Here is a 24,684-nt window from a genome sequence, read left to right on the forward strand (position 1 = left end):
AATCCGCAGCCGTCAACCCGCCGAACCCGCCAGCCCGAAGTACTCCAGCTCCGCGTCGTTCAGCATCCGGGAGCGGATGAGAAACCGCATCCCCGTGGGCCCCTCGACGCTGAACCCTGCGCCGCGGCCCGGCACGACGTCGATCGTGAGGTGCGTGTACTTCCAGTATTCGAACTGCGACTCCGACATGAAGACCTCGACCGCGGCGTCCACCCCCACGTCGAGTGCGCCCAGCAGCACATCGCCCGGACCTGTGATGAACATCCCCACGGGGTAGCACATGGGCGACGAGCCGTCGCAGCATCCGCCCGACTGGTGGAACATCAGCGGGCCATGCTGCACGGTGAGGTCGCGGATGAGGGATGCCGCGGCATCCGTCACGTCGACCCGCTGATAGGTGCCGATGCTCACCATGATTCGTACCTTTCGTTAGCTCCCGGTCGTTGAGCGAGGACGGCGAAGCCGACCGAGACGAAACGCGGCGAGCGGATCAGCGCGTTTCGTCTCGGGGCTTCGCTCCTCGCTCAACGACCGGAGGTGGGCTTCGCTGCTCGAGCGAATAGCGACGGAGGGGTGACTCAGAAGAAGCCCATCGGGCCCTCCGCATACGAGACCAGGAGGTTCTTGGTCTGCTGGTAGTGGTCGAGCATCATCTTGTGGTTCTCGCGCCCGACGCCCGACTGCTTGTATCCGCCGAACGCGGCGTGCGCAGGGTACTGGTGATACGTGTTCGTCCAGACACGACCGGCCTCGATCGCACGCCCCGCACGGTACGCGGTGTCCCCGCTGCGGCTCCAGACCCCGGCACCCAGCCCGTAGAGCGTGTCGTTCGCGATCGAGATCGCGTCGTCGAAGCCGTCGAACGAGGTGACCGAGAGCACCGGCCCGAAGATCTCCTCCTGGAAGATGCGCATGTCGTTCGTGCCCTCGAACACGGTCGGTGCGACGTAGTATCCCTCGCTGAGATCGCCGCCGAGGTCGACACGGTCGCCTCCCGTGAGCAGCCGCGCGCCGCCCTGCTTTCCGATGTCGATGTAGCTGAGGATCTTCTCCAGCTGGTCGTTCGACGCCTGAGCGCCGATCATGGTGGCGGGGTCGAGCGGGTTGCCCTGAATGACCTTCCCGACGCGCTCGAGTCCGTCGGCGAGGAAGCCGTCGTAGATCGACCGCTGGATGAGGGCCCGCGACGGGCACGTGCAGACCTCGCCCTGGTTCAGCGCGAACATCGTGAAGCCCTCGAGCGCCTTGTCGTAGAACGGGTCGGCGGTGTCCCGGGCGACGTCCTCGAAGAAGACGTTCGGGCTCTTGCCTCCGAGTTCGAGCGTGACCGGGATCAGGTTCTGCGACGCGTACTGCATGATCAGGCGCCCCGTCGTGGTCTCACCCGTGAAGGCGACCTTGCGGATGCGCTTGTGCTGCGCGAGCGGTGCACCCGCCTCGATGCCGAAGCCGTTGACGATGTTCACGACACCGGGCGGCAGCAGGTCTCCGATGATGTCGAAGAGGAAGAGCAGGGATGCCGGGGTCTGCTCGGCCGGCTTGATGACCACGCAGTTGCCTGCGGCGAGCGCAGGCGCGAGCTTCCACACCGCCATCAGGATCGGGAAGTTCCACGGGATGATCTGCCCGACCACTCCGAGCGGCTCATGGAAGTGATACGCGACGGTGTTCTCGTCGAGCTGGCTGATGCCGCCCTCCTGCGCGCGCAGCACACCGGCGAAGTAGCGGAAGTGATCGACCGCGAGAGGGATGTCGGCGGCGAGCGTCTCGCGCACGGGCTTGCCGTTCTCCCAGGTCTCGGCGACGGCGATCTCCTCGAGGTGCTGCTCGATGCGATCGGCGATCCTGTTGAGGATCACCGATCGCTCTGCCGGGCTGGTCTTGCCCCAGCTCGCGAACGCCTTCCAGGCGACGTCGACGGCACGGTCGATGTCCTCGACGGTTCCCCGGCCCACCTCGGTGAAGGGCTTGCCGTTGACCGGGCTGACGTTCTCGAAGAACTGGCCCTTGACCGGATCCACGAACTCGCCGCCGATGTAATGGCCGTACCGCGGACGGTAGGTCGCGATGGCGCCCGGCTGGCCGGGAGCGGCGTACGCGGAGGATGCGGGGGCGGTGGACACGTCTTCTTCGACGATCGTCATCGGAACTCCTTCGACGGGCCACGGCGTCGGTGCTGCGGCTGTCCTCCGACGGTAGGTCGGCGGAGGTTGCACCCCGATGCGCAACGTTGCGAGGGGTTGCACGGCGGGCGCTGGCTGGATCCGCTCGAACGGCTGACGATTCCCCGGATGGCGGGCATGCCGTCGGCATGGACACGTCCGGACGGAGATCCGTCAGCCGGATGACCCCGTGTCAGCGATCTTCGATGCGTTCGATGCGCGCGACGAGTCCGGCGCGCTTCGGAGACCGGGCCGGCAGCATCTCGAGAGCGAGACGCAGCGCCGCGGCATCCCCCTGCCCCTCCGGGATCTCGGCGTATTCCAACAGGACGTCGAGGCTCGCCTCCGACAGCATCGTCTCGCGCAACGCCGCTCTCACCGACTCGCGGAATTCCTCCACCCCCGGCGAGGTCGACTCGGGAAGCACAGGGCCGCGATAGGCGGTGAGGGCGACACGATGTGCGCCTCGGTCGAGCAGCGAGAGCACGTCGTGCGCATCGGTCTCGAGCGGCACCGTCAGTCGGTAGGGCCGGGACTCGGGAACGAGGCTGGGCGCGTGCTTCTCGAGAACCTTTCGCAGGCGCACCATCTCAGGACGCAGCGTGTCGGCGGACGCTTCGGGGCCGTAGACGAGTTCGCTCAATCGCTCGGCAGACAGGCCCTGACGGTTCACCGCGAGCATCAGCAGGATGGCGGCGTGGCGGGCGCTCAGCTCGATCATCGACTCCTCGAGCTCGGTCTCGGTCTCGAGACGCGCTCTGTCTCGCCCGAGCACGTGCAGGGTCGCGCGGGTCGTGGGCTTGGCGCGCGACGAGAACGTCGCGGGGCGTGGGGCGTCGCTGCGCGCCCGAAGCCGCGCCACCATCAGCTCGGACTCGACGGCGCGCGCCGTGGCGTCGACCAGCAACCGCGCCTGGGTCGAGACGACCTCGTCACCACCCGTGACATCGATCACTCCGAGCACCCGCCGCGTCTCGGGGTCGCGCACCGGCGCCGCGGTGCACGACCACGGATGCACCCGCCGGTTGTAGTGCTCGGCCCCACGGATCTGCACCGACTGATCGAGCGTGAGAGCCGTGCCCGGTGCGGTCGTGCCGACGGCATCCTCTGCCCAGTTCGCGCCGGCGACGAACCCCATGCCCTCGGTGAGCGACTGCAGTTGGCGGTCGCCTTCGATCCACAGCAGCCGACCGGCCTGATCGCCCACGGCGACGACCACCCCCGACTCCTCGGGGGTGCCGGGCAAGAGCAGAGCACGGATCATGTCCATGGCGGATGCGAGCGGATGCGCCAGTCGATAGGCGTCGAGCTCTTCGGTCACGAGCTCGATCCGCGGCGCCTCCTCGGGCCCGACCCGGCCTCTCCACGACCGCACCCACGACTCGCGGACGAGAGGACGCACCTGCTGCAGTCGATGATCTTCGAGGTTGCCGGCGATCAGCTCTTCATGCGCACGCTCGATCAGGAGACGAGAGGCCTCAGGAGGGCCATCACGTGACACCTGCCACGACGCAACCACAGCGTCTCCATTCGTCGTCGGTGGAGCGTTACCTCAGTGTAGGAGCCGGATGCCGCGGGCGGTACCCGCGATATTCCGGTTGCGCGCTCAGATCCACGCGCAGGTGAATGCTCGGATCACGGATGCAGATCGCCACGCCGCATCCGCGCCACGCGCACTACTGTGCAGTGCGTGGTAGTGTGCAGTGCATCGAAGGAGGTCCGATGGACACCACTCAACTTCTCAAGGGCGTGCTCGATGTGGCCGTGCTCGCGGTGCTGCGCACCGAGGACGGCTACGGCTACGACATCGTTCGTCGACTCAGGGATGCCGGTCTCGGCGACGTGGGTGACGCGTCTGTGTACGGGACTCTCCGTCGTCTGTATGCCGCGGGCAGCCTGTCGAGCTACGTGGTCCCCTCGGAGGGCGGCCCACACCGCAAGTACTACGCGATCAATCCTCAGGGGCGCGCGGCTCTCGACTCGCAGACAGTCACATGGCTGGACTTCGCGGGGGCGATGTCCACGCTGCTCACTGCCGAGACCACAGACACAACCACGATCGGAGAGAACCGATGAACGACACCGCCGTCTCGATCGACGAACAGATCCGCTCCTTCGCTCTCGCGGTGCGGGAGCACCTCGACGACCTCCCGTCCGACGAGCTCGACGAGATCATCGGCGGTCTCACTGCAGACCTCACCGACCAGGCCGCCGACAATGACGGAGTGCTCGACGTCGGAGACCCGGCTGCCTATGCCGAGGAGCTGCGAACGGCTGCGGGTCTTCCGCCCCGACGCGAGACGCGGCAACGAGTGCCCCTCGGCGTGCGAATCCGGGGCTGGCGCAGTCGCACGACGCAGACGATCCGGCGCAGCCCCATCGCGGCGTGGTTCCTCGACCTGCTGCTCGCGCTGCGCCCGGTGTGGTGGGTGCTCCGTGGGTACGGTATCTACGTCGTCGTGCTGACGGTGGTCATCACGAGGGTGGGCAACGGAGGACGCCTCGACCATTGGATGGTTCCCGACTCACTACTCGAATGGGCAGCCGTCGCGGTGCTCGCGGTCGTGAGCGTCCAGTGGGGACGCGGTCAGTGGCTGCCTCGCAACGCGCTGCGCCACATCCGCACGATCTCGAGCGTCGTGGCATTCATCGCTCTCGTCGTGGCACTGCCCGCCGCGCTCACGCCCCGCGTCGAATACGTCGGCGACGAGTACGGCCTGCAGAGCGGCCTGCGTCTCGATGGTGTGCAGATCAACAACATCTTCGCGTTCGACACCGAGGGCAACCCGATCGACCAGGTGCAGCTGTTCACCGGCAAGGGCACACCGATCGATCTCTACGGTCAGAACGGCGCGCAGACCGTGCTGACGCCCGACGGTCAGATCGTGGGTTCCAAGAACGGCGGCGACCAGCAGTTCGGGATGCAGGACGATGGTCTGCGGGCGACGATTCCCGGCGACGACTACCGCGGACGCCCCGTCTGGAACGTGTATCCGCTCGATGAGGCCGACCTCGACCCGTCCTCGCTGATGCCGGAGCTCGAGACCGTCAAGCGCCCCGAGCCTCCCTTCCAGAAGGCGCCGGGCATCGACGCGGTGAACGCGACGCCGTCGCCGACCCCGTCGCCGGCCGACGGGACAGTCCCGTCTCCCACCGCGACGCCGGCACCGTGACCGCCATGGGTGAGCAGATCATCTCGATCGACATCAGCCATCTCGTCCGGGAGGCGCTGGGTCAGAGTCCCGATGCCCTCGAGTCGACCACGCCGAGCACGCCGGAACACGTGTGCGAGCGGCGGGATGACGAGTCGATACCGACACCTCCGCCGGATCGCCTTCAGCCGCAATCGGACGTCAGCGAGCTCAGGCCCGGGCGGCCCACCATTCGCGAAGGCGCTGCTCAGCGGCATCCGTTCCGATGACACCCTCGTCGAGGCGCAGCTCGAGCAGGAATCGGTAGGCCTCGCCGACCTCGCGGCCGGGCGCGATGCCGAGGATGTTCTGGATCTGGTTGCCGTCGAGCTCCGGGCGGATGGAGTCGAGCTCCTCCTGCTCGCGCAACGCGGCGATGCGCGACTCGATGTCGTCGTAGGCCGAGGCGAGCCGCCCTGCCTTGCGCTTGTTGCGCGTGGTGACGTCGGCGCGAGTGAGGATGTGCAGGCGTTCGAGCTGGTCGCCCGCATCGCGCACGTAGCGGCGCACCGCGGCATCCGTCCAGGCGCCCTCGGCGTAGCCGAAGAACCGCAGATGCAGTTCGATCAGCTTCGACACGGCCTCGGTCGTGTCCGTGTCGAACCGCAGCGCCTGCAGACGCTTGCGCGCCATTCTCGCCCCGACCACGTCGTGGTGGTGGAAGGTGACGACGCCGCCGTCTTCGAGCTTGCGAGTGCGGGGCTTGCCGATGTCGTGCAGAAGCGCGGCGATGCGCAGTGCGACGTCAGGTTCAGCCCCGGGGTTGCGCGACTGCTCCAGCGAGATCGCCTGGTTGAGCACCGTGAGCGAGTGCTCGTAGACGTCCTTGTGGTGGTGGTGCTCGTCGACCTCGAGCCGCAGAGCGCTCACCTCGGGCAGGAACTCCTCGATCAGACCTGTCTCGACGAGCACGCGGATGCCGCGCACGGGGTCGTCGGTCTGCATGAGCCGCACGAGCTCCGACTGGATGCGCTCCGGGCTCACGATCTCGAGAGTCGCTCGCAGCTGAGTGATCGCGTCGAACGTGTCGTCGTCGATGCGGAAGCCGAGCTGAGCGCTGAAGCGCGCGGCGCGCAGCATCCGCAGCGGGTCGTCGCCGAACGACACGTGAGGGCTCGCCGGCGTGCGCAGGACACCCGCGATGAGGTCTTCGACTCCCCCGGTCGGGTCCACGAGCTTCACGGCCGGCACGAGCAGCGCCATCGCGTTGACGGTGAAGTCGCGTCGGTGCAGGTCGGCCTCGATCGTGTCGCCGAACTCGACGGTCGGCTTGCGGGTCACGCCGTCATAGCTGTCGGCCCGGTACGTCGTGACCTCGACCTGTTCGCCCTGCACACGCGCGCCGATGGTGCCGAATGCGCGGCCGATGTCCCACTGTGCGGTCGAGATCGGCTTGACGATGCGCAGGATGTCGTCCGGCATCGCGTTCGTCGTGAAGTCGAGGTCGTGCGTCGGCCTGCCGATCAGCGCGTCACGCACGGGTCCGCCGACCACGGCGAGGTCGAAGCCCGCTGCCTCGAACGCCCCGGCGAGGGTGCGGACGACCGGGTTCTCGGCGAGCGCGCCGAGACGGACGAGGCCGTCAGCCATATTGAGCATGGGTTCCAGCGTACCGGGGTGCGGGTGTCATCCGTCGGCGGCTGGTGTGACTGGGCAGGGTGTCAGAACAAGGGGTTCTCGCCCTTGGCCTGCGCGACCGCGCGAGCTCTCGCCTGCACCAGCCGCATGAGGAGCATGCTCATCAGGAACCCGCCGATCACCGCGACGGCGACGATGAACCAGATCCCGATCTCGGGGTCGATCAGCTCGAAGCCGTAGATCGCGACAGCGAGGAGAAGCAGCACCGGACCCTCGATCAGCGCGAACGTGACGAACAGCCGCGTCTGACGGCGACCGAAATCGGCAGTGACCGCCCGGACGCGCGCCTCGATCGAGGACTCTCCTGCGTAGCTCATGCCCCCACCGTAGCGGCGCCGCTTTCAGCATCCCGTGCGTCGACACCCTCCGCGTCCTAGGATCGGCATCGTGACCGGAGAACAGAGCGAGTCCCCCACCGCGCCTGAGCCCTCCCGGCGAGGATTCCTCAAGATGGGCGGCGCCGCACTGGCCGGCGCCGTGATCGGCGGCGCCGGAGGTGCGGCGATCGGTGTGAACGTCGCGAATCAGCGAAAGGGCTTCGCCTCCGACCCCGATCCGTTCGCCGCGCTGACTCCGCGCAGCGAACCCGGCTTCGACCACCTCGTCGTGGTGATGGGCGAGAACCGGTCGTTCGACAACCTGCTCGGCTATCTGTACTCGAAGGAGACGCTCCCGAAAGGCGAGAAGTTCGAGGGTCTCGCGTTCGGCACGCACAGCAACACCGCGGCCGACGGCACGGTCGTCGACGCACACGTCTACACCGGAGACACCGACCGGATCATGAGCCTGCCCGACCCCGACCCGGGCGAGGAGTATCCGCACGTCAACACCCAGATCTTCGGCACGGTCGACCCGAAGGACAACGCAGACCTGTTCGTCGATCAGATGTCGGCCCCGTTCAACGCACCGACGCACGGCGAGAAGGCGACGATGTCGGGGTTCCTCGAGGACTACATCATCAACTTCCGCCGCCTGCGCAAGGGCGTCGAGCCCAAGCCCGAGGAGGCCGCGCACATCATGGGCTCCTTCTCCCCTGAGATGCTGCCCGTGCTGTCGACGCTCGCCTCCGAGTTCGCGGTGTTCGACCACTGGTATGCCGGGGTGCCGTCGCAGACGTTCTGCAACCGGTCGTTCTTCCACGCGTCGACCTCGCATGGCTTCGTCACCAACCAGGCGGGCGGCGGCTACCGCAAGTGGCTCGACGCCCCTGCGGCGCCGACGGTGTTCAATCGGCTCGAAGACGAGAAGGTCAGCTGGAAGATCTACATCGACAAGCTCCAGCTGGTGTCGTTCACGGGGATGCTGCACGCCGCAGTGCTCGAGAAGTACTGGCGCACCGAGCACTTCGGCACGATGGAGGACTTCTACGCAGAGGCGAAGAACGGCACCCTGCCGGCATACGCGTTCATCGAACCGCGCATGGTCTACGACCACAACGACTTCCACCCGCCGTTCGGATCGCCTCGCGAGAGTGTCGTCGACGGCGAGCCCGTCTACGACAGCGCGATCTCCGATGTCCGGGCCGGAGACCGTCTGATCCACGACATCTACGAGGCGGTGCGCACCAGCGCGTCGCCCCAGGGTTCGAACGCGGTCAACACCCTGCTGCTCATCACCTTCGACGAGCACGGCGGGTGCTACGACCATGTGCCCCCGCCCTCGGCGACGAAGCCGACGAAGGACACCGGGGCGGGCGAGATGGGTTTCACGTTCGATCGACTCGGATGCCGTGTGCCGGCGATCGCGGTGTCGGCGTACACGCGTCGAGGAACCATCGTCCACGACGAGATGCACCACGGGTCGGTCACAGCCACCCTCTCGCGCCTGCACGGCCTGAAGCCGCTCAACGACCGCGACCAGTCGGCGAACACGCTCTTCGCCGCCGTGAACCTCGACCAGCCTCGGCATCCCGCCGACTGGCCCGTCACGACACCCGCCTACACGCCGCCGAACCCCGAGCGCGCTGAGCCGAAGCCCGGTGACCCCACCGAGATGAAACCGCTCACCCCGCCTGCCCGAGGTCTGCTCGGTCTGCTGATCGCCAAGTACGGCAAGCCGGGCGAACCCGAGCCCGAGACCTTCGCCGACGCCTACCGGCTGCTGCACGAGCACGGCGAGGAGCTGTTCGGCCCCGCGGCCAAGTAGCACGGCAATAGGCTTGCCGCATGACCGACAGTGCCGCGCTCACCGCCTTCTGGAACCATGTCCGCGCAGAGAATCCTGCGCTTCCGGAGCAGACGCCCGGCGCCTGGGCCTTCGGTGCGACGCCCGACCATGCCGATTCTCTGCTCGCGCTCGTCCTCGCCGGCGTGAAGACCGGCACCGCCTCCTCGCAGTGGGATTACGACGAGACAGGGGACCCCGAGCCGTACGTCGGAGAGCTGAGCATCATCCTCGACGGATCCGGCGCTCCGCGCGCCGTGCTCGAGACGACCGCGGTCCGCACTGTGCCCTTCGACGAGGTCACCGACGAGCACGCGCACGCGGAAGGAGAGGGAGACCGCACCCTCACCTACTGGCGCGAATCGCACGAGCGGTACTGGCGCGCCCACTCCGAGAACCCTCGGGGATTCGAGGCCGACATGCCGATCATCTGCGAGCGCTTTCGCGTCGTCCACCCCGCCTGACGTGCCGGTCGGCCTCCGCCGCGCCGGACTCAGTCGCGTCGTGAACGGCGGCGCGAGATCAGCAGCAGCACGGCACCGACCACGAGCACCGCGGCGCCCGCTGCTGCCCAGATGAAGGTCTCGGGTCCGAGGCCTGTTCCCGGCAGCTGAGCGCCTCCGGTGTCCGGCGGCGAGGCCGGGTCGGTCGGATTCTGCGTGGGCGGGTCGGTCGGGGTGATGACGGCGGCCGAGACCGTGAAGTTCTGGCCGACGAACGACTCTCCCGCAGCCGTGACGACGAAGGTCGCCGTCGCCGGGCCGATGATCGTGCGCCCTTCCGGGGCGGTGATCGTCAAATCGTACGAATCGGGCGGCAGATCGGAGATCGCGTATCCGCCGTCGGCGTCGGTCGTCAGCTCCTGCGAGACCTCATCCGATTCCACCGTGATGATCACTCCGGCCACGGGTGTGCCGTCGTCGGTGCGCACCTCTCCCGAGATCGAGCCCAGGCGGGCGAGCTCGAAATCGACGCTCGTGAGGTCGGTCGTGGTGAGATTCTCGGTGCGAGTCACCGGGCCGGACGCGACGTAGCCGTCCGGCGTCGTCATCGTGATCTCGTACTCCCCCGCCGGCAGGCGCGGGAACGTGTAGACGCCGTCCTCGTCGGTGACCGTCGTGACCGTGTCGACGCCGTCATCGACGGTGATCGTGACGTCAGGCACTCCCGTTCCGGCGGCGCTGACGGTGCCGCTCAGATCGGCGTTCTCGACCACGACGAGGTCTTCGAGGACGATCGGCTCCTCACTGTTCTCCGGCACCAGGACCTCTGTGGGCTCGATGGCGCTGAACCCGGGCGGTGGTGTGACCTCGACGGTGTGCGGGCCGACAGGAACCCTCTCGATCAGGAACTCGCCACCCGCGTCGGTCGTCGCCGGGCCGACGCCCTCGATCGTGACGATCGCGCCGGGGACGCCGGTGCCCTCGTCGTCGACGATGCGACCCGAGACCGCGACCGGCTCGATGTCGCGCACCTCGAAGGCCGCGCTGCCGTCTTCGGTCGTGAGGTCGACGGCCTGCACGGTCGGCCCGACGGCGATCTTGCCGTCGGGAACCGTGACGGTCACCGTATATCCGTCGGCCGCGATGAAACCGGGGAAGGAGTACGTGCCGTCGGCATCCGTCGTGGTCGTTCCCACCACCGCGCCGTTCGCGTCGGTGAGTGTGAGTGCCGCTCCCGGCAGCGGGCCCTCGGCCTGGTCGGTGACGGTTCCCGTGATGTCGCGTGCGATCGAGGCGAACCAGGTCTGGTAGATCGGGAACCCCGAGCGCTGGGTGAAGAAGAACGTCAGCGACGTGATCGGCACCGAAGGCTCGAACCAGGCCGCCGAGCCGCTCGTGTCAGACGCCGCCGCGTTTCCTGTCAGGGTCTGGGTCGCGGGATCCCACGAGGGCACGTCCGTGGCGACCGCTGAGCACGACGGCTTGCCGGTGACGCCCGGTGCGCAGTAGTTGAAGCCGCCGTTGAATCCGATCTCCTCGGCGGTGAGGGTCTGACCGTCGACGCCGATTGCCTCGATGCGCACCGAATCGGCGTCGATGTCACCCAGCACGAAGGTCCAACCGGATGCCGGTGTGGGCGTCGCGAACGAGTAGGTGGTGGTCGACGGGCTCGTGGGACTGTCGGCCTTCGGTCGCAGATTCAGGTACTGCTGATTGATGCTGCTGCCGTACTTCTCACCGACGGGGGTGCCCTGCGAGAGCCAGGTCGATGCACCCGAGATGACGCCGACCTGTCCTGCGCGGGAGTCGGTGGTCATGGTCGCGGTCAGTGCCGGCTGCGCGGCCACTTGCACGGTGGTCGTATAGGCGCCACCCGTGCCGGTCAGCGGCTGCCAGGTCGCCCAGGCGGTCGTGGTGGCCGCGGCGGCCGGCACAGCTCCGACGAGCGCCGCGACGAGGACGATGACTCCGGCCACGATTCCGCTCTTGGGCGCTCGCATGCGGCCAGCGTATCGATATATCGCTGAGGGAGTCGAGGAAAAAGGGGCGGATGCAGTCCGCATCCGCCCCTCACATCCGCAGTGTCCGGTCTGTCTTCAGACCGGATCGCCCTGCACAGGCCCCTCGGTGTTCGGCTTCCAGCCGAGTGCCGGAGCGACGTGCGTCGCGAACGACTCGAGCACGTGGAGGTTGTAGGCGGGCCCCAACTGGTTCGGGATCGTCAGCAGCAGTGTGTCTGCCGACATGACCGCCTCGTCGGCCAGAAGCTGCTGGATGAGCACGTCCGGCTCGGCCGCATACGTCTTGCCGAACGTCGAGCGGAAGCCGTCGATGATGCCGATCTGGTCGGCGTTCTCCTCGCTGCGCAGCCCGAAGTAGGCCCTGTCCATGTCGGAGACCAACGGGAAGACGCTGCGACTGACCGAGACTCGCGGTGTACCGGTGTGCCCTGCCTCTTTGTAGGCGGCGCGGAAGAGGTCGATCTGCTCGCGCTGCAGCTGATGGAAAGGCACGCCCGTCGCCTCGGTGAGAAGCGTGGAGCTCATCATGTTCAGGCCCTTGCGCCCGGTCTCCTCAGCCGTGGCCCGAGAACCGGAGCCCCACCAGATGTGGTCGCGCAGAGTCGGCGACTGGGGCTCGATCGCGAGATAGCGCCCGGCGCCGACCATGCGGGGGTCGCCGGGGGCGAGGCCCTCTCCGTCGATCGCACGGAGGAACAGATCGAACTTCTCGCGAGCGATCACGCTGCCCCGCTCGGGGTCTTCCTCGTCGTGGAAGCCGAAGGTCTCATAGCCGCGCAGAGCCGTCTCGGGTGACCCCCGGCTCACGCCGAGCGCGATGCGCCCGTCGGCGATCAGGTCGAGGGCGGCGGCCTCTTCGGCGAACTGGAAGGGGTTCTCGTACCGCATGTCGATCACGCCGGTGCCGACCTCGATGCGCTTCGTGCGCGCGGCCATGGCCGACAGCAGCGGCATGGGCGAGGCGGCCTGCCGTGCCCAGTGGTGAACGCGCACCGAGGCGCCGTTCACGCCGATCTCGTCTGCACCCTCCGCGATCTCGATGGTCTGCTTCAGCATGTCTCCCGCTGTGCGGGTCGCCGAACCGGGCACGTCTGCATAGTGCCCGAAGGAGAGGAATCCGAAAGCCTTCATGGTGTATTCGAACGCATAGATGTGGTGCGGTATTCCGTCATCACTCCCCCGGAACCAGCAGGCCGTCGAGCACGAGCTGCCGGATGCGGGGTTCGAGGTCGGCCCACAGCTCGACGAGCGGCACCTCGAACAGGTCGGCGAGGGCCGAGACGATCTGCACGACGGTGAGGTCGCCGTCGCACGCTCCGACGAAACCGGCGAGCGCGGGATCGACCGTGATCGTGCGGGCGAATCCCCCGCCCTGTCGGAGTTCGATGATGCTCGGGTCGTCGTTGCCGGGGAGCAGATGGCGTGCCTCGGTGACGTCGGGAGCGACGAGCAGCGTGGCGGGCAGTCCGGTCGCGAGCACATCGTGTGCGGCGAGGCCCGCGCGCAGTGCGGCGCCCACATTCGAGACGGGTTGCGTCACGCGCTCGAGACGGCGCAGCGGGATGCCGTCGGCAACCGGCCGGCGCACCAGGATGTAGCCGAATCCGACCGCGGTGACTCCTCGAGCCGTGAAGTCGTCGAGCCAGGCCGTGAGGAGCGGAGTGAACGCGGCATCCCGCGGCGTCGTGCCCCCATCCCTGATCCACAATTCTGCGTATCCGAGCGGCGAGAGCTCTTCACGCTGGATCACCCACAGGTCGAGGTCGCCGGGAACCCAGGAAGAGAGGCGGTCGAGACCGGAACGCCCGGTCAACGCCACCTGGCCCCCGCGTGACTCCCAGTTGCCGAGCAGCTGCGCCACACCTCCCGGAGTCAGGAACGACGGAACCGCACGCAGAAACTGCTCGACGAGGGCGTCGCCGACGAGCCCTCCGTCGCGGTACTCGTATTCGGGCACGCCCTCTGCGCGCGGGGTGATCACGAAGGGCGGGTTCGAGACGATCAGGTCGAACGCCTCCCCCTCCACCGGGTCGAACATGCTGCCCAGGCGGAACTCGATGTTCGTGACGCCGTTCAGCTGGGCGTTCAACTCGGCATAGGCGAGTGCACGCGCCGAGATGTCGGTGGCCACGACCGAGCCTGCGTGGCGAGCGACCAGAAGTGCCTGGATGCCGCAGCCTGTGCCCAGATCGAGAGCGCGGTCGACCTCGATCGGCATGATGATCTCGGCGAGGGTGCGCGAGGCTCCGCCGACGCCGAGAACGTGATCCGCCGGAAGCGCGCCGTCGAGCGCCACCTCATCCAGATCGCTGGCGATCCACCATTCACCGATCCCATCCGAGTCGACGAACGACTGCGGCCGCAGAAGCGAGGTGGGAACCACGTCGCTCCCCTCGATGCGTGCGAGACCGAGAGCGGCGAGGCCGTCGGCGCCGAGTCTCGGCAGAGCCGCGGTCACCGCGGCGAGCGGCTGCGGCATGCCGAGCACCAGCAGCCTGCCGAGCGTGGCGAGCACACCGCCGTCACCGGCGATCGAGCGCAGGATCGGCTCACGCATTCCTCTGGCCAGCGCGTCGTCCTCCTCTTCGCCCCACAGTCGGCGAAGAGGCTCCGAACGCAGATCCGCGGCGTCGAGATCCGCGGCGAGTGCGGTGCTGCGGAGCGGATCTGGCGTGGGGGCGAGGGTGTCGGACACGGCCGTCACTCTACGCGTCTTCAGGGTTCTCATTCAGCCAGCCGCCTAGAATCACAAGGTCAGCACTCACGAGCAGCCTGGGATCCCCGGCGTTCGAGGAAGACCTTCATGACCGCGACCACCCCCGAGAACGGCCTCCGCACGCGCCTGCACCGCCTGGCACGCGGATCCGTCATCTCGGCGATCGTTCTCGGCCTGGCCGGCGCGGGGGCCGGCAGCGCGTTCGCCGCCACCGATGCCGAGTCCGAGGGCTCGTCGATCGATCTGCTCGTCTCTGCCGGTGTCCGCGGCACGGTCGCTCCTGGGGCCGCGACGACGGCCTCGATCACCGTGCAGAACGACTCCCGGACCGAGCTCTCGTCCGGTCGCGTCACCGTGGAGCTCAACCGCACCCCCCTCACCGACGAGGCCGCCGTCTCGACATGGCTCGACGAGGCAGACGCCACGGGCGGCTTCGAACTGCTCGGCTCTGAGACGACTGCGCCCGTCGACGCCGAGGGATCCGTGACCTCGAGCCTCTTCCTGCCGCCCGAGGTGCTGGGCGACCTCGCCCCCGGCGTCTACCCGTTGCGAGCGACCCTCAGCGGAGCACAGACCGATGCTCAGGACGATGCGCGATCGGTGACGTCGACAACGGTGCTCGTCGTGACCGCCGCCGCGAACCCTCCCATCGCCGTGATGGTGCCGATCACGGCCACGCCCGACAACGGTGCCCTCCTGACCGCAGACGAACTCAGTGCCCTCACCGCCCCCGACGGCGCACTCACCGCGGCCGTCGAAGGAGTTCGCGGAACCTCGGCGATCCTGGCGATCGACCCGGCGATTCCTGCCGCCATCCGGGTGCTCGGCTCCTCCGCGCCGCAGAGCGCCCGCGAGTGGCTGCGCCTTCTCGACGCATTGCCCAATGAGCGCTTCGCTCTGCAGTTCGCCGATGCCGACGCCACCACGCAGGCGCAGGCGGGCCTTCCCACGCTCCTGCAGCCCACGACGCTCGCGCCGTTCCTCAACCCGAGCAACTTCACCGAGCCCGCAGACGAGACTCCCACCCCTACCCCCACCGCAACTGCTGAGCCGACTCCGGCCTCGGTACCGACAGAGGGCGCTGCGCCGTCAGAAGGCACTGCGCCGACGCCGGCGCCGACACCGAGTGACGAACCGACGTCGCCGCCCACCGATGGCCCTGTGCTGCCCGATGATGCCGGACTCACCGCCATCGACGGCACGACCCCGGGAATCCTGTGGCCGCGCAGCGATGTGTCCGCCGCAGACCTCGACGTCTTCTCGACGTATATGAGCGACGGAGCGGTCACGGTCCTGTCGTCCTCGGCCATCGAGGGCGCCGTCGGTGCACACGTCGGCGTGGATGGGCGCAGCGTGCTGGTCACCTCGGCTGCAGCATCCGATGCCCTGTCGCAGGCCGCAGGGGAAGACGACACCGCCGCGCGTCAGCAGTGGCTCGCCGAGGCGAGCGCCCACATCTCCCTGACGGGCCAGTCGAACCCGACCGCACCGCTCCTGATCGGACTCGACCGCGACGAGACGCGCACGGCCGAGGCGCTCAGAGAGGCCGTCGCGTCGGTCGACTCCCTCGGATTCGGTCTCGCCGAGGTGCTGGCCGTCCCGGAGACTCCGGCGACGCTCTCGACCGATCCCGATCAGGCTCGTGCGACGGCTCTGCAGCGGATGCTCGAGAGCGAGATCGTGCTCGGCGATTTCTCCACGATCCTCGACGACAGTCAGCTGCTGCTGAGCCCCAAGCGCATCCAGATCATGCGGGCGACTGCGGTCGGCCTCACGGAGAAGGGATTCGACGACGCCGTCTCCGACGTGAACATCGCGACGACAGAGACCCTGAACGCCGTCGACATCCCTCCGGCAAGCACCATCCAGCTGCTCTCCGCCAACGCCGACCTGCCGTTCTCGGTGCGCAACGATCTGCCGTGGCCGGTGAACATCCAGCTCAGCGTCAAGCCGAGCGACCCGCGTCTCGACGTGCAGTCGGTGACGCCGTGGACGATCCAGCCCGGAACCACCACGAGGGTCAAGGTCCCCGTATCGGCCCGTGTCGGTAGCGGCGAGGTCACCCTGACGCTGTCGCTCTCGAGCCCCACCGGCGTGCCCATCAGTCAGCCGGAGAGCGTCCGCGTCTCGGTGCGGGCCGAATGGGAGGCGATCGGTCTCGGAGTCTTCGGCGGCCTCATCGTGCTGCTTCTCGGTCTCGGCATCATCCGCACCGTCCGACGTCGGCGCCGCGAGGCCATCGCTGAGAACGAACAGGAGACGACATCCGAGTCCGATGCCGTCGAGGAGATGAATGAGTAGTCTCGGGCGCGCCAGCGCCGTCATCGCGGCCGGCACCATGGTCTCTCGGGTGACGGGCCTCCTCCGAAGCATCGTGCTCGTCGGAGTACTCGGATCCATCTCTCAGGCTGCCGACGCCTTCACGGTGGCGAATCAGCTCCCCAACAGCGTCTTTCAACTGATCTCCGTCGGCGTGCTGACGGCTGTCATCGTGCCCCAGATCGTCAAGGCCACCGCAAAGCCCGATGGCGGCGGCGCCTTCATCTCGAAGATGTTCACGCTGGGCGTGGTGGTGCTCCTCGTCTGTACGGCGATCGCGATGATCGCCGCCCCCGGACTCGTCGCCCTCGCGACGTCCGACAAGCAGCAGGAGCTGCGCGCACTGGCGACCGCGCTCGCGTATTGGTGTCTCCCACAGATCCTCTTCTACGGCATCTATGCGCTCCTCGGCGAGACACTCAATGCGCGTCGCATCTTCGGCCCGTTCACGTGGGCGCCCGTCATCAACAACGTCGCGTCGATCGCCGGCTTCCTGGCGCTCGGTGCCCTGTTCGGCAACGTGCCTACGAGAGCCGCCGCCTGGACGCCCGAGATGACCGCGATGCTCGGAGGCACGGCCACCCTGGGCATCATGCTGCAGGCGCTGGTTCTGCTCGTCTTCTGGCGGCGCACCGGCCTCTCGCTCCGCCCAGACTTCCGCTGGCGAGGCGCGGGCCTCGGCACTGTGGGACGACTGGCCGGGTGGACCCTGCTGATGGCTCTCGCCGGCATCGCGGCGGGGTTCTTCCAGACCAGCATCGCTACGACGGTGTCGGGCACCGACGCTTCGACCACGGTGATGGCGAACGCATGGCTCGTCTTCATGCTCCCGTACTCGGTGATCGTGCTCTCGATCGGCACCCCGTACTTCACTCAGATCAGCGAGCACGCGGCGGCCGGTCGGGACGACGAGGTGCGTGCCGACATCAGCCGCAGCATCCGCACCCTGGTGTTCTTCATCATCGCCGCGATCGCCGCGGTCGCAGCGGCCGCTCTTCCCGCATCCCGGGTGTTCACGCGTTCCATAGACGAGACGTTCCAGGCAGCCCCGGTGCTGATCGCGTACCTCATCGGACTGCTGCCCCTGACGATCCTGTTCATCGTGCAGCGGACGTTCTACGCCTACGACGACACCCGTACGCCTTTCTGGTTCACGATCTTCCAGTGCACGCTCGTCGTCGGCACGGCCCTACTCGCGTCATTCCTCTACACCGCCGATGTTCTCCCCGCGAGCCTGCTCGCCGCAGCAGTCGCCCTCGGCCAGTCCATCGCGAGCACGGCGCAGACGCTGCTCGCGATCTGGTTGCTGCACCGCAAGATCGGCGGGCTGCAGATCGCGTCGTGGATGCTGTCCATCGGCCGGTTCGCTCTCGCGGCGATCCCGGCGGGAGCCGCCGGCTGGGGCGTGTTCCTCCTCATGGGCGGTGACGACGGCTGGACACTCCGGAGTCAGCTCTTCGGTGCCCTGGGCACCTGCATCATCGGCATCGCCGTCGTGGCGGTCTACATCGGCATCCTGGCCCTGCTGCGTGCCCCCGAGCTCAAGGTCGCGGGCTCCATGCTGCGGCGGTTCCTGCCAGGTCGCTGACCGCTCCTCGCGTGGGAATGTCGCGCGGCTACCATTGGTTGAAGCAGTCGAACGTCTTTCGGCGTCTCAGCATCTACGACGGAGAGCACATGCGTCAGGTCATCATCATCGGTTCGGGTCCCGCCGGATTCACCGCCGCCATCTACGCGGCGCGCGCGAACCTCAAGCCGCTGCTCATCGCGAGCACGGTCGAGGTCGGCGGAGAGCTGATGAACACCACCGAGGTCGAGAACTACCCCGGCTTCCCCGAGGGGATCCAGGGACCCGAGCTCATGGCCAAGTTCCAGGAGCAGGCTGAGAAGTTCGGCACCGAGGTCGTCTACGACGACGTCACCGAGCTCGACCTCGCCGGCCCCGTCAAGAAGGTCACGCTGGGCAGTGGCACCGTGCACGAGGCCCAGGCGCTGATCTACGCGACCGGCTCGGCCTACCGCAAGCTCGGCATCGAGGGCGAAGAGCGTCTCTCGGGCTACGGCGTCTCGTGGTGCGCCACGTGCGACGGCTTCTTCTTCCGAGAGAAGACGATCGCTGTCGTCGGCGGCGGCGACTCGGCGATGGAAGAGGCCACGTTCCTCACCCGCTTCGCCGAGAAGGTCTACGTCATCCACCGCAAGGACTCCCTGCGTGCGTCGAAGATCATGCAGGAGCGCGCGTTCGCGAACGAGAAGATCGAGTTCGTGTGGAACAGCGAGGTCGCCGAGATCCTCGGTGGCGACTCCGTCTCGGGCGTGCAGCTGCGCAACACGGTCGACGGCACGCTCAGCGATCTCGCCCTCGACGGTCTGTTCATCGCGATCGGCAACGACCCGCGCACGCACCTCGTGCACGACAAGCTCGAGCTGACCGCAGAGGGCACCATCTGGGTCGACGGCCGCTCGTCGGTCACGTCGGTTCCCGGTGTCTTCGCCGCCGGTGACGTCATCGACCCCACCTACCGCCAGGCCATCACGGCCGCGGGCTCGGGAACGGTCGCGGCCCTCGACGCCGAGCACTTCCTGGCCGATCTCGAAGACGTCTCGGTCGAGTTCCCGGCTGCGGAGGCCGCCGAGATCATCACCGCCTGAGCGGCAGGGAACAGTTTCACCTCGTCTGCTGTTGTAGCAGGCGAACCTCGAACAAGGAGAACTCTGATGAGTGCAAAGGCTACGAGCCAGGCGACCTGGGAGCAGGACGTTCTGCAGGCCGAAGGTCCCGTCCTCGTGGACTTCTGGGCCGAGTGGTGCGGACCCTGTCGCATGGTCGCGCCGGTGCTGGACCAGATCCAGGCCGACAACCCCGACAAGATCACCATCCTCAAGCTGAACGTGGACGAGAACCCGCAGCTGGCGATGAAGTACCAGATCACCTCGATCCCCGCGATGAAGGTGTTCCAGGGCGGTGAGGTCAAGACGACCATCATCGGCGCCAAGCCGAAGCCGGCCCTCGAGCAGGATCTCGCCGCCTTCATCGGCTGATCCCGCGTCGACACGGGCCGTCACTCCTCCGGGAGTGGCGGCCCTTTCTTGTGCCACCTACTTGTCGTAGACCGGCACCGAGGGCAGTCCTCGGGCTGCGCGCGCTCGGTCGACGATCTCCTGGATCACTGGAGTCTTCGCGGCGTTGTAAGTCGACGCACCGCGTGCGGCGGCGGCCACCGCGTCGCACTTGGCGTGGGAGTAACGGTCGGCATCGTCGGGATGCGACCGCAGCCAGTCCCTGAGCAGCCGCTGATGCACGGCATCCCACTCCCCCTCGACGAAGAAGTGCGCGATCGCACTGCGGATGCCGTCGGCTTCGAGGATCATCACCGGATGCGAGCGCACGGCGCTGCCCCGCCGCCAGCCACCGGCATGCAGAGCCTGGCTGTGGATCTCGAAGTCGTCGAGGTCCCTGATCCTGACGGCCACATCGATGATGGGCTTCGCCCGCATCCCCGGGATCGCCGTCGAACCGATGTGCTCGATCGTCCAGTCGGCATCCCCGAGAGCGCGGATCTGCCGTGCGATCCTCTCGAACTGCTCCGGCCAGGTGGGGTCGTAGCCGACAAGCATCCGAGGCACGATTCCGCGGCCCTCAGGAGGCGTCGGCGACCGAGGGATCCCAGCGGCGGTGGCGCTGCTTCTCGTCGAGAAGGCCCCAGACCGCCGGAGTGAGCTCCGGGTACTCCAGCGCGATCTGGCGAAGCACACGGTAGTGCCGGGCGGCGTTCGGGCGCACGCCGTCGTTCGCCGTGATGTTGTCGGCGCGCAGCAGGTAGACGACGAGCTCGTCGACGCTCGGCAGCTCCTCCATGAACTCCCAGGGGTCTTCTCCGCTCAGAAGCCTCTCCTGGATCAGCACGGCGAGTTCGTCCGACGCTTCTGCTCTCAGCACTTCGAGGCTGGCGCGGCGCGGAACGGACTCTGTCATGCTTCCAGCCTACGTCGCCTTGCGCGTGCCCCGGCGCTCCACCGTCAGCTCGTCGGTCATCTCCTCGAGCTCTTTGCCCTTGGTCTCCGGCACCTTGAAGTACACGAAGAAGAACGACAGCAGAGCGAAGAACGCGTAGAAGCCGTACGCGAACGTGAGGCCGATGTCGGCGAAGATCGGGAACGTCGTCGAGATGAAGAAGTTGGCCGCCCACTGCGCGGCCGCAGCGACGGCAAGGGCACCGGCACGGATCGAGTTCGGGAAGATCTCGCCCAGAAGAACCCACACGAGCGGACCCCAGGTGGCTCCGAAGAACACCACGAAGCCGTTGGCGCAGATCAGGGCCACTGTCGCCCATGGATCGGGAAGCGTCGCCGCGCCTTCGGCGTCGAGAGTGCCGAACGAGAAGGCCAGGGCCATGAGCCCGAGGGTCACTGTCATGCCCACCGAACCGACCAGGAGCATGATGCGGCGCCCCACCTTGTCGACGAGCAGGATCGCGATGATCGTCACCACGATGTTCGTCACCGACGTGATGACCGAGGTCAGCAGAGCGCTCGACTCGTCGAATCCGACCGACTGCCACAGCGTCGTCGAGTAGTAGAAGATGACGTTGATGCCGACGAACTGCTGGAACACCGACAGCAGGATGCCGACCCAGACGATCGGCTTGAGCCCGAGACGGCTGCCGCGGAGGTCGCGCAGCGACTCCTTGCGCTCCGTGTCGATCGTGCTGGTGATCTCTTTGATCTTCGCGTCGACGTCGATGGCGCCTGTGACGGTCTCCAGCACCTCTGCGGCACGTGTCATATCGCCCTTGCGCACGAGATACCTCGGTGACTCCGGAAGCCGCAGAGACACCAGCCCGTAGACCAGCGCGGGGATCGCCGCGACCATGAACATCCAGCGCCATGCCGTGAGCCCCCACAGGGGCTGGTCCGCTGCCCCTGCGATGTTCGCGAGCAGGGCGTCGGACAGCAGCGCAGCGAAGATACCCGTGACGATGGCGAGCTGCTGCAAAGACCCCAGTCGTCCTCGAATCGCGGCAGGTGAGACCTCAGCGATGTATGCAGGGGCGATGACGGATGCCGCACCGACGCCGAGTCCGCCGATGACCCGCCAGATGATCAGGTCGACGACGCTGAAGGCGAGTCCTGATCCGATCGCCGAGATGAAGAACATCGCTGCGGCGACGACCATCACGGGGATGCGCCCCCGTTTGTTCGCGATGGGGCCTGCGAACCATGCTCCCACCGCGCAGCCGATCAGAGCCGACGAGACGGCGAAGCCCTTGAGCCCGACCCCGAGGTCGAAGCCCGAGACATCGCCGGCCAGGGCATCGACGGCGCCGTTGATCACGGCAGTGTCGAAACCGAAGAGGAACCCTCCGAGAGCTGCGGCGATACTCACCGCGATGACGCGTCGCCTGACGCCTTCCGGATTCAGCGCTTTGGACATGGCATCCCTCTCGTCATCGCGATGTCGAGAGTCTACGACCGGTCAGTGGCTGCGGCGCGGCATCACGCCGGGCCATACCCCGATTCGCCGAGTTCGCTGAGGATCCGGTTCAGGTCCTGGATCGAAGCGAAATCGATGATGACCTGGCCTTTTCGTGCACCCAGCGAGACCTTGACCCGGGTGTTGAGGCGATCCCCGAGGGTGCCGGCGACCTCATCGAGATAGGCTCGGCGGGCGCCGGGGGTCGGCTTCGCGGTGCGACCAGGACTCGCCGGCTCGGTCTTCGCGGCGACCTCGGTGGCTCGTACCGACAGGTCTTCGTTCACGACCTTGTCAGCAAGACGCTGCATCGCCTCCGGCGTCTCCAGGCTGAGGATCGCGCGAGCGTGTCCAGCGGTCAGCACACCTGCGGCCACGCGCTGCTGCACGGGCATGGGCAGCTTGAGCAGGCGGATGGTGTTGCTGATCTGCGGGCGCGATCGGCCGATCCGAGTAGCCAGCTCCTCCTGGGTGATGCCGAAGTCCTCGAGCAGCTGCTGGTAGGCCGAGGCCTCTTCGAGGGGGTTCAGCTCGGAGCGGTGCAGGTTCTCGAGCAGTGCGTCGCGCAGGAGATCTTCGTCGGCTGTCTCGCGGACGATGGCGGGGATCTTCTCCAGGCCGGCTTCACGGGCAGCGCGGGTGCGCCGCTCCCCCATGATCAGCTCGTACTCGCCGTCACTGTTCTTGCGCACCACGACCGGCTGCAGCACGCCGAACTCGCGCACGCTGTGCACAAGCTCCGCGAGATCCTCCGCATTGAAGTGCGTACGCGGCTGGCGCGGGTTCGGCACGATCTTCTGCGGGTCGACCTGAATCAGGTGGATGCCGGGCACGACCTCGAGGTCGGCTTCAGCGGCAGGCTGGTCGCTGGTCTGATCCGTCGCCGGACGCAGGTTGGCACCGGGGAAGAACACATCCACGGGACGCTCGGACTGATCTGCTGTGGGAATGAGAGCACCGATGCCCCGACCCAGTCCAGTGCGCTTCGCCATCATTTCTCCTTGCTCTGCGTCGCCGTCCGCGACGCGATCTCGACAGCGGCCTCGCGATACGCGACGGCGCCGGCGGATTGCCCATCGTAGGCGATCACGGTCTGACCGAAACTCGGTGCCTCCGACACCCGCACCGAGCGCGGGATGACGGTGTCGAGCACCTGATCGGGAAAGTGTGTGCGGACCTCGTCAGCGACCTGCTGCGCCAGCCGCGTGCGGCCGTCGAACATCGTCAGCAGGATCGTGGAGAGATGAAGCCCAGGATTCAGGTGCTTCTGGATCATCTGGATGCTGCCGAGAAGCTGGCTCAGCCCCTCGAGTGCGTAGTACTCGCACTGGATCGGGATGAAGACCTCACTCGCCGCCGTGAATGCGTTGATCGTGAGCAGACCCAGAGAAGGAGGGCAGTCGATGATGACGAAATCCATCGGGCTGTCGACGAGATAGGCGTCGAGCGCTCGTCGCAGGCGATGCTCACGGGCGACCTGAGCCACGAGCTCGATCTCAGCCCCGGCGAGGTGGATGGTGCTCGGAGCGCAGAAGAGGTTCTTGTCTTCCGGGCTCTGCTGCACGATGTCGGCGAGCGGGACGTCGTCGATCAGAACGTCGTACACACTCGGGGTATCAGCGTTGTGCGGCACACCGAGAGCGGTCGATGCATTGCCCTGTGGGTCGAGGTCGATCACCAGCACCTTGGCGCCGAGACCCGCCAGTGCCGAAGCGACGTTGACGGCGCTCGTGGTCTTGCCGACACCACCCTTCTGGTTCGAGACCGTGAGGATGCGGGTGTCTCCGGTGAAGTCGATGTTCACCGTCTCGAGCGCACGGCGTCGAGCGGAGAGGTCGGCGAGTTCCCGCGCGAGCGGCGTATCCATCCCGAAAGAGTTCTTCGGTGATGCCTTTTCGGGCTGTTTCACGTGAAACATCCACTCCTTTCGGGGCCGTCCTCCACTCTAATCGCTGCGGGGGACGTTGCCGCGTCGGAGCTGGCGCTGGCAGCGGGATCGGTGGCGATTTCTGAGAGTCTCTGTGGGTGAACTCCCCCGGGGGCAGCGAGTCTCGCGGCGCACACGCCCCGCTGCGCGCCGAGGTTCTGGGGCGAGCATGGGTCGCGGTCAGAGGTGCCGCGTCGTGCGCGGGATCTGGGCACGGCCTGGTCCCGCACATTGACTCCCGGGGTGTGCGCGATTGCGGTCCCCGCGCCTTCGTCGTCATCGACTCCCTCGCACGGTGTGCACGGTGGTGGCACTGCAGATGGATCGCGCTCTGTCTGTGATGCCTTGGTGCGGCGTCTCGTCTCCCGCCCTGGGCTGCACACACGCCGGCGGGGCACCACGGCTGCGTCGTCATCCGCTGGAGCATCGCCGACTGCGATCTGCCCTCGCCCTCTGCGTCGTGGGCCTCACACGCGAAGTGGTCGCACAGCAGGAACGCCTCATCCCGTGCAGCACGTGATGTGCGGGCTGGCCCCATCCTCACCATCGTTGTGATGCGCGCTCATGCCGGTGGAGCCCAGCCGAATCACCTTCTGAACTGCACATCCGCTGCGCTGCCGGCAGCCTGCGC

21 protein-coding genes are annotated in these 24,684 nt (G+C 67.4%); 8 read left to right on the top strand and 13 right to left on the bottom strand.

Annotated features, from left to right (window positions below; translation table 11 throughout):
• Positions 1 to 12 precede the first annotated feature (12 nt).
• From ASF87_RS06090 to ASF87_RS06100, 3 genes are all read right to left on the bottom strand, one after another.
• Complete coding sequence (locus tag ASF87_RS06090) at positions 13 to 414, bottom strand: DUF779 domain-containing protein (RefSeq protein ID WP_056374957.1); 402 nt, start codon at positions 412 to 414, stop codon at positions 13 to 15.
• Positions 415 to 578: 164 nt separating this feature from the next.
• On the bottom strand, positions 579 to 2,144 hold the full coding sequence (exaC, locus tag ASF87_RS06095) for an acetaldehyde dehydrogenase ExaC (protein WP_056374959.1): 1,566 nt from the start codon (positions 2,142 to 2,144) through the stop codon (positions 579 to 581).
• 211 nt (positions 2,145 to 2,355) lie between these two features.
• Positions 2,356 to 3,681 (bottom strand): GAF domain-containing protein, encoded by a 1,326-nt coding sequence (locus ASF87_RS06100; RefSeq protein ID WP_056374961.1) that lies wholly within the window; start codon positions 3,679 to 3,681, stop codon positions 2,356 to 2,358.
• A 203-nt stretch (positions 3,682 to 3,884) separates the two neighbouring features.
• Here ASF87_RS06100 and ASF87_RS06105 point away from each other — a divergent pair, with 203 nt between their 5' ends.
• Both ASF87_RS06105 and ASF87_RS06110 read left to right on the top strand, forming a co-directional pair.
• Positions 3,885 to 4,238, top strand: a complete 354-nt coding sequence (locus tag ASF87_RS06105) for a PadR family transcriptional regulator (protein WP_056374963.1) — start codon at positions 3,885 to 3,887, stop codon at positions 4,236 to 4,238.
• Positions 4,235 to 5,335, top strand: a complete 1,101-nt coding sequence (locus ASF87_RS06110; protein WP_056374965.1) for a hypothetical protein — start codon at positions 4,235 to 4,237, stop codon at positions 5,333 to 5,335. The genes ASF87_RS06105 and ASF87_RS06110 overlap by 4 nt, the downstream gene beginning before the upstream one ends.
• Positions 5,336 to 5,524: 189 nt before the next feature.
• On the opposite strand, the gene ASF87_RS06115 is transcribed toward ASF87_RS06110, so the two are convergent.
• Together ASF87_RS06115 and ASF87_RS06120 are read right to left on the bottom strand one after the other, a co-directional pair.
• Complete coding sequence (locus ASF87_RS06115; RefSeq protein WP_056374967.1) at positions 5,525 to 6,952, bottom strand: CCA tRNA nucleotidyltransferase; 1,428 nt, start codon at positions 6,950 to 6,952, stop codon at positions 5,525 to 5,527.
• Between the two features lie 62 nt (positions 6,953 to 7,014).
• Positions 7,015 to 7,308, bottom strand: coding sequence for a hypothetical protein (locus tag ASF87_RS06120; protein WP_042541538.1), 294 nt, complete (start codon positions 7,306 to 7,308; stop codon positions 7,015 to 7,017).
• A 70-nt stretch (positions 7,309 to 7,378) separates the two neighbouring features.
• Here ASF87_RS06120 and ASF87_RS06125 point away from each other — a divergent pair, with 70 nt between their 5' ends.
• Together ASF87_RS06125 and ASF87_RS06130 are read left to right on the top strand one after the other, a co-directional pair.
• The gene (locus ASF87_RS06125) at positions 7,379 to 9,136 is read left to right on the top strand and encodes an alkaline phosphatase family protein (RefSeq protein WP_042541539.1); all 1,758 of its coding nucleotides are present in this window, start codon (positions 7,379 to 7,381) and stop codon (positions 9,134 to 9,136) included.
• 20 nt (positions 9,137 to 9,156) lie between these two features.
• Positions 9,157 to 9,618, top strand: coding sequence for an ASCH domain-containing protein (locus ASF87_RS06130; protein WP_042541540.1), 462 nt, complete (start codon positions 9,157 to 9,159; stop codon positions 9,616 to 9,618).
• Positions 9,619 to 9,647: 29 nt separating this feature from the next.
• Here ASF87_RS06130 and ASF87_RS06135 read toward each other — a convergent pair whose 3' ends face one another.
• The 3 genes from ASF87_RS06135 to ASF87_RS06145 all read right to left on the bottom strand — a co-directional run bounded on the left by ASF87_RS06135 (position 9,648) and on the right by ASF87_RS06145 (position 14,322).
• A complete protein-coding gene (locus ASF87_RS06135; protein WP_056374969.1) occupies positions 9,648 to 11,597 on the bottom strand; it encodes an MSCRAMM family protein in 1,950 nt (649 codons plus the stop codon).
• Positions 11,598 to 11,693: 96 nt separating this feature from the next.
• The gene (locus ASF87_RS06140; protein ID WP_056374971.1) at positions 11,694 to 12,749 is read right to left on the bottom strand and encodes an LLM class flavin-dependent oxidoreductase; all 1,056 of its coding nucleotides are present in this window, start codon (positions 12,747 to 12,749) and stop codon (positions 11,694 to 11,696) included.
• A gap of 40 nt (positions 12,750 to 12,789) precedes the next feature.
• Positions 12,790 to 14,322, bottom strand: a complete 1,533-nt coding sequence (locus ASF87_RS06145; RefSeq protein ID WP_235558883.1) for a DUF7059 domain-containing protein — start codon at positions 14,320 to 14,322, stop codon at positions 12,790 to 12,792.
• A 99-nt stretch (positions 14,323 to 14,421) separates the two neighbouring features.
• On the opposite strand from ASF87_RS06145, the gene ASF87_RS06150 reads away from it, so the two are divergent.
• The 4 genes from ASF87_RS06150 (at position 14,422) to trxA (ending at position 19,695) form a co-directional block, all read left to right on the top strand.
• Positions 14,422 to 16,635 (top strand): DUF6049 family protein, encoded by a 2,214-nt coding sequence (locus ASF87_RS06150; RefSeq protein ID WP_056374973.1) that lies wholly within the window; start codon positions 14,422 to 14,424, stop codon positions 16,633 to 16,635.
• A complete protein-coding gene (gene murJ / locus ASF87_RS06155; protein WP_056374975.1) occupies positions 16,628 to 18,241 on the top strand; it encodes a murein biosynthesis integral membrane protein MurJ in 1,614 nt (537 codons plus the stop codon). The genes ASF87_RS06150 and murJ overlap by 8 nt, the downstream gene beginning before the upstream one ends.
• An 89-nt stretch (positions 18,242 to 18,330) precedes the next feature.
• Complete coding sequence (gene trxB / locus ASF87_RS06160) at positions 18,331 to 19,305, top strand: thioredoxin-disulfide reductase (protein ID WP_056376366.1); 975 nt, start codon at positions 18,331 to 18,333, stop codon at positions 19,303 to 19,305.
• Between the two features lie 66 nt (positions 19,306 to 19,371).
• The gene (gene trxA, locus ASF87_RS06165; RefSeq protein WP_042541543.1) at positions 19,372 to 19,695 is read left to right on the top strand and encodes a thioredoxin; all 324 of its coding nucleotides are present in this window, start codon (positions 19,372 to 19,374) and stop codon (positions 19,693 to 19,695) included.
• Between the two features lie 57 nt (positions 19,696 to 19,752).
• Here trxA and ASF87_RS06170 read toward each other — a convergent pair whose 3' ends face one another.
• From ASF87_RS06170 to ASF87_RS06190, 5 genes are all read right to left on the bottom strand, one after another.
• The gene (locus ASF87_RS06170) at positions 19,753 to 20,271 is read right to left on the bottom strand and encodes a GrpB family protein (RefSeq protein ID WP_042541544.1); all 519 of its coding nucleotides are present in this window, start codon (positions 20,269 to 20,271) and stop codon (positions 19,753 to 19,755) included.
• A gap of 22 nt (positions 20,272 to 20,293) precedes the next feature.
• On the bottom strand, positions 20,294 to 20,629 hold the full coding sequence (locus ASF87_RS06175; protein ID WP_042541545.1) for a hypothetical protein: 336 nt from the start codon (positions 20,627 to 20,629) through the stop codon (positions 20,294 to 20,296).
• A 9-nt stretch (positions 20,630 to 20,638) separates the two neighbouring features.
• The gene (locus ASF87_RS06180; RefSeq protein ID WP_056374976.1) at positions 20,639 to 22,087 is read right to left on the bottom strand and encodes a sugar porter family MFS transporter; all 1,449 of its coding nucleotides are present in this window, start codon (positions 22,085 to 22,087) and stop codon (positions 20,639 to 20,641) included.
• Between the two features lie 62 nt (positions 22,088 to 22,149).
• Positions 22,150 to 23,118, bottom strand: a complete 969-nt coding sequence (locus ASF87_RS06185) for a ParB/RepB/Spo0J family partition protein (RefSeq protein WP_079113844.1) — start codon at positions 23,116 to 23,118, stop codon at positions 22,150 to 22,152.
• A complete protein-coding gene (locus tag ASF87_RS06190) occupies positions 23,118 to 23,993 on the bottom strand; it encodes a ParA family protein (RefSeq protein WP_157550015.1) in 876 nt (291 codons plus the stop codon). Before ASF87_RS06190 ends, ASF87_RS06185 begins: the two co-directional genes overlap by 1 nt.
• Positions 23,994 to 24,684 lie beyond the last annotated feature (691 nt).

Origin of the sequence: Microbacterium sp. Leaf161 (genome assembly GCF_001423645.1) — a bacterium.
Classification (GTDB): domain Bacteria; phylum Actinomycetota; class Actinomycetes; order Actinomycetales; family Microbacteriaceae; genus Microbacterium; species Microbacterium forte.